This is a genomic window from Geminocystis sp., from assembly GCF_041753295.1.
Lineage (GTDB): Bacteria > Cyanobacteriota > Cyanobacteriia > Cyanobacteriales > Cyanobacteriaceae > Geminocystis.
Window position 1 is genome coordinate 1 of sequence record NZ_JBGSUU010000062.1, and the last position, 5,016, is coordinate 5,016.

Sequence of the window (5,016 nt, forward strand, 5' to 3'; positions counted from 1 at the left end):
CAAGTTACGAGCGATCGCTCGTCGGCTCTGGTACACAGCACGCCTCTGTGATAATTTAAGAGAGTAATAAAGATACGTGCGCGTAGCGTGCCTTCGGCATCACCTTATCTAAAAATCATACTTTAATTCAGCAACGCCAACTATTAGAACTTGATGATATTGAATTTGAAAGATTTGATTTTAAAACTGCCAATGGCATTTATTTTGACTTTAAATATTGGAATAATTTTGATAAAGATGAAGAAACAGAGTTAGATAAAATTCGATCTAAAATGACTGAAATTAACGCTCAAAAAGTATTTATTATTAATATTTTAGCCGATGCAGATGATCGTGTATTTAATCCAATTTTTTCTGATAACAATCAAATTATTAGAATACCTTTTTTATGTCAAAATAATAAAATTAGTCAAGAAGCATTAAATTATTTATTTAAGGAGTTAAACTAATGGAAATTATTACTAATCGTTTAAAATTTACGTTTCATTTTGATAATATTAAAAATGACTTTATTTTTCTTGCGTTTAAAAGAATCGATAATAATGGCAGATGGTGGGGTGCAAAAGTATTAGACTATCTTTTAGGTGAGCAATATAAAGCCTTAGCTGTTTGTTATACAGAAAAATATGCTTTTGCTATGTTTAAAAAACAAGAAAATAATGCTTATCAATTAATAACACGACTAAGAAATTATAGTGATGATGATACACAAGAAAATGAAAAAAAGGAAGATTTTACCGTTAACGAAGTTGAAATAAAAAATCTCAATATCGATAATGAAGAAAATTTTATTGATAGTGAAGCTTTAGCTCGTTTATTATTAAATTATCTTGGTTCATCAAGATCAAAATATCCTAGTCTTCAGTTTTCTAATCTTACTGGTTGTTTGTTAAAAGTGCCTAGTTTAAACAGCAATAAATTATATAAATCTATACAAGTTGGGGAAGTAAATCTTAATTACAATAACAATACTGACAATGAATTTTTATTAAATGTGAGTATGGCAACTTACCGTTTAAAAATAGATATTTTCTCTGAATTAAAAACTGCAACAGGTAAACGTAAAATACAAGTACAAAAATATTTAAACCGTCCTCAATATGTCATTTATGATAGTAACAATATTTTAAGAAGATGGCTTGAGAGAACAGATACAAATGATCCAAAAAAAACCTATATTAAAGCGGGTAAAAATGGAAAAAAAGCCCATGAAGATTTTATTATATTTAAAAATATAGATGATTTTAAAAATAGTAGAGGCGGTATTTTACATCAGGTAATTAATGAGATAAATGAGCATCTTAATAAGTATATAACAGTAGAGTTTATTCCATTAAAAATTGATGAATGTATTGAGTTTGATTCAAAAAATTTAATATTTAAAAAGCCTGAGAAACTTCATTATATTCTCGATAATCAAAGAATTAATATTGTTGATTTAGTTAAGGATGAAACCTCTCAAGAATTAGTTAATGATATTCAAGAATTATTGAAACCCTATTTTAAGGATCAGAATTTAATTTCTATTAACAATCATGAAATTGAAGGAGTTTTTAATGTGCTAATTATTCATGATAAAAACTATTATCAATGCAACAAGATTGAAGATCAATACTTACTATCAGATAGCATTACGCCAAGACAAAATTTAACTATTGAGTCTGTAAAAAAAATAAATAATAAAAAAATTGATGATAAAAAGCTACAACCAATTATTAAAACCTTAATTAAGGAATTAATTATTAAGCAAGATATTAGCAGAAAAAAAATAAGTCTTTTTGAGTGGAGTAATCTAGTTAAATCATCCGACTCAAAAACTTTGAAGCCAAGTAAATCAAACTTTCAAAAAAATACTCAACTAAGCCTTTTTGATGCAGGTAATTCAGATGATGACGATCTAGATATAATATCTGGTAAAAAATGGATATTTGGAATGTATCAAGCTAGTAATAATGATAAGGAAAATAAAGATACTTCTACTATAACTTTTATGACGATTAATCATGATGGTAGCTTTGAATTTGAAAATTTAGATACTCGTGAAAGTTTGTTCAATGACCATAAATATCAAGATTATCACAATTATATTGAACAAGCTATTTTTAGAGAAAATAAGACAAAATCATCTTTTCAGTTTGAGGGTTTTGTTATGTCAGATAGTGGCGATATTAATTTAATTTTTCGTTCTGATGAAATTACTCTACCACCATTGCAAGAGATAGAATCTTTATTTAAAAAAATTGATGAAAAATTGCCAGAAGAACTTAAAGATGGTGTGAAACTTGCTGATATTGTCGAAAAATTTTTACAGTTATATCCTAACTTAAAAAAAGAAAAATTTGATGCTTTTTGTGAACAATTAAAAAATAATTACGCTTATGACATATCCAAGAAAGAATTATATAATTTAATTCAACAATATTTAGGCTCACAACGTAACAATAACGGAAAAATATCTTATACTGCTAATACTGATGAAGCAACTAAATTTAGAGATTATTTATTAGAAAAATATCAAGTAAGATTTAGATTTCCTAAAGATAATGAAATTCTCAATTCTTTATTTGCTAATTCTTTAAATATTAATTATTTTGGCGAAACTGATACCGAAGCCTATTATTTTGTAGGCGATCGCACAGATCAAATTCAAACATCTTTTAAGGATGCTTGTCATATTCGCAAAATTATAGCTATCAAAGGTTGTAAATTAATTTTTAGAGATTTATTAAAAACTATGGATGTTGACTTTGTACGCACAGGTCAAAGTACGGTAATTCCTTTTCCTTTTAAATATATTCGAGAATCTCATAATCTTAATTATTAACTAAAATTTTTTACCACAGAAAGATTTTATATTTAAAAGTATTTACTTAATCATTAGTTGATCTTTTTCCTTCTAGGAAGTTAATAAAATTCAGTTGATGTAGTTTGATTAATATGAAGAATCGTAAAAAAAACCGAAAATAAGTCATAAAAAATAACTCTAAAATCTAAAATAGACTTAAACTAAATTATAAATAAGTAATTTTCATATTCAAGTTAAATAATTAGTTAAATATATTATCTTGAATCATTGACATAAATTATCTTAATTAGTGGTCAAAATACAAATATTGAGAATTTAAAATATGGGAAAACCAACAGGATTTTTAGAGTTTACAAGGGAATTACCTGTCGATAAAGCTCCCCTTGAAAGAATTAATAATTGGGATGAATTTCACTTACATTTGCCCGAAGAAAATCTCCGTAATCAGGGTGCAAGATGTATGGATTGTGGCACACCTTTTTGTCATACAGGAGAACTTATCAGCGGTATGGCTAGTGGTTGCCCTGTCAATAATCTGATTCCTGAATGGAATGACTTAATTTATCGAGGTTTATGGCAAGAAGCCCTTGATAGACTTCATAAAACTAACAATTTTCCTGAATTTACTGGTAGAGTTTGCCCCGCTCCTTGTGAGGGTTCTTGTGTACTAGGGATTAATAATCCCCCCGTCACCATCAAAAACATAGAATGTTCTATTATAGATCATGGTTGGGATCAAGGCTGGGTAACACCTCAACCTCCAGAAAAACGAACGGGGAAAAAGATTGCTATTGTAGGCTCAGGACCAGCAGGTTTATCAGCGGCGGCACAACTTAATAAAGCTGGACATTCTGTCACGGTTTATGAAAAAGATGATCGCCCTGGTGGATTATTAATGTATGGCATTCCTAACATGAAATTGGATAAAGAAAAAGTTGTCTTGCGTAGGGTGAAACTATTAGAAGAAGAAGGAGTTAAATTTGTTTGTAATAGTACCATCGGTAAAGACATTCCTGCGGAAACTTTAGTTAATGATAATGATGCGGTAATTCTTGCTATCGGTGCTGGAAAACCTCGTGATTTACCCATAGAAGGGCGATCGCTCAAAGGGATCAATTTTGCCATGGACTTCCTCACTGCTAACACTAAAGCCGTTTTAAATGAGAATTCAGAAGACTTTATCTCCGCCGAAGGTAAAGATGTCGTGATCATTGGGGGGGGAGATACTGGTACAGATTGCGTTGGTACATCCGTAAGACATGGTTGCAATAGTGTAACTCAGTTAGAAATCATGCCTCAGCCCCCAGAAATACGAGCAAAAAACAACCCTTGGCCCGAATATCCGAAAATTTATCGTTTAGATTACGGACAGGAAGAAGCCGCCGCTAAATTTGGTAATGACCCTAGAGTTTATACTACAACTGCCACTAAATTCGAGGGAGACTCCGAAGGTAACGTTATCGCCGTGCATACGGTGGAAGTAGAATGGGCAAGAGATAGTCAAGGACGTTTTATTCCTAATCCCATCGAAGGTACAGAAAAAAGATTACCTGCACAATTAGTCTTACTAGCAATGGGTTTTCTCGGTCCTGAACAGTTATTATTAGAACAAATGGGATTAGAAAAAGATAACCGTAGTAATATTAAAGCCGAATATGGAGAATATGCTACAAGCATCCCAAATGTATTCGCCGCAGGTGATTGTCGTCGAGGTCAAAGTTTGGTAGTGTGGGCATTTAATGAAGGGCGTGGTGTCGCTAAAGAGTGCGATCGCTTCCTAATGGGATATACCGATTTACCATAGAGAATTATCAATTATTTATGTAGCTTTTTTGTGAGGGCTTTTTGCCCTTTTTTTATGTTTTAATTAATAACAAATAATTCAAAAAGTGTGTAGTTTATTTTGGGTATTTTAAAACACATTTTATGGATATTAGTTTTGAATGTCCGTCACCAATATTGACAAAACTTTTTTTTACTCAGAAAATAAGTATTTAAAAACTTTCAAGAAAATATTAACAAATAATCCAAAATATCTGGACAAAATTAATCGTAAGTAAATAAGTAAAATAGAAGTTACGCGCTTTACAAATTATCAATAATGTGCAATAACGAAATATCGTTATTTGAGGCGATCAGTAATAACTATAGAATATTTGGTAATCATAAAAAATAGTTCTAAAAATGACCTTATAATATTGGAAAAGCCA

General features: G+C 30.2%; 3 protein-coding genes. All 3 read left to right on the forward strand.

Annotated elements, in window-relative coordinates:
- Positions 1 to 272 precede the first annotated feature (272 nt).
- Entirely contained in the window at positions 273 to 449 is a 177-nt protein-coding gene (locus tag ACEW8E_RS06290; protein ID WP_373479484.1) for a hypothetical protein, read from the forward strand.
- On the forward strand, positions 449 to 2,824 hold the full coding sequence (locus ACEW8E_RS06295) for a hypothetical protein (RefSeq protein ID WP_373479485.1): 2,376 nt from the start codon (positions 449 to 451) through the stop codon (positions 2,822 to 2,824). The genes ACEW8E_RS06290 and ACEW8E_RS06295 overlap by 1 nt, the downstream gene beginning before the upstream one ends.
- Positions 2,825 to 3,128: 304 nt before the next feature.
- Positions 3,129 to 4,610 (forward strand): glutamate synthase subunit beta, encoded by a 1,482-nt coding sequence (locus ACEW8E_RS06300; RefSeq protein WP_373479486.1) that lies wholly within the window; start codon positions 3,129 to 3,131, stop codon positions 4,608 to 4,610.
- Positions 4,611 to 5,016 lie beyond the last annotated feature (406 nt).

Excerpts from the sequence above, each read along its gene's own strand:
- ACEW8E_RS06290 (WP_373479484.1), top strand. The coding sequence starts at position 273 with ATGACTGAAATTAACGCTCAAAAAGTATTTATTATTAATATTTTAGCC.
- ACEW8E_RS06295 (WP_373479485.1), top strand. The coding sequence starts at position 449 with ATGGAAATTATTACTAATCGTTTAAAATTTACGTTTCATTTTGATAAT.
- ACEW8E_RS06300 (WP_373479486.1), top strand. The coding sequence starts at position 3,129 with ATGGGAAAACCAACAGGATTTTTAGAGTTTACAAGGGAATTACCTGTC.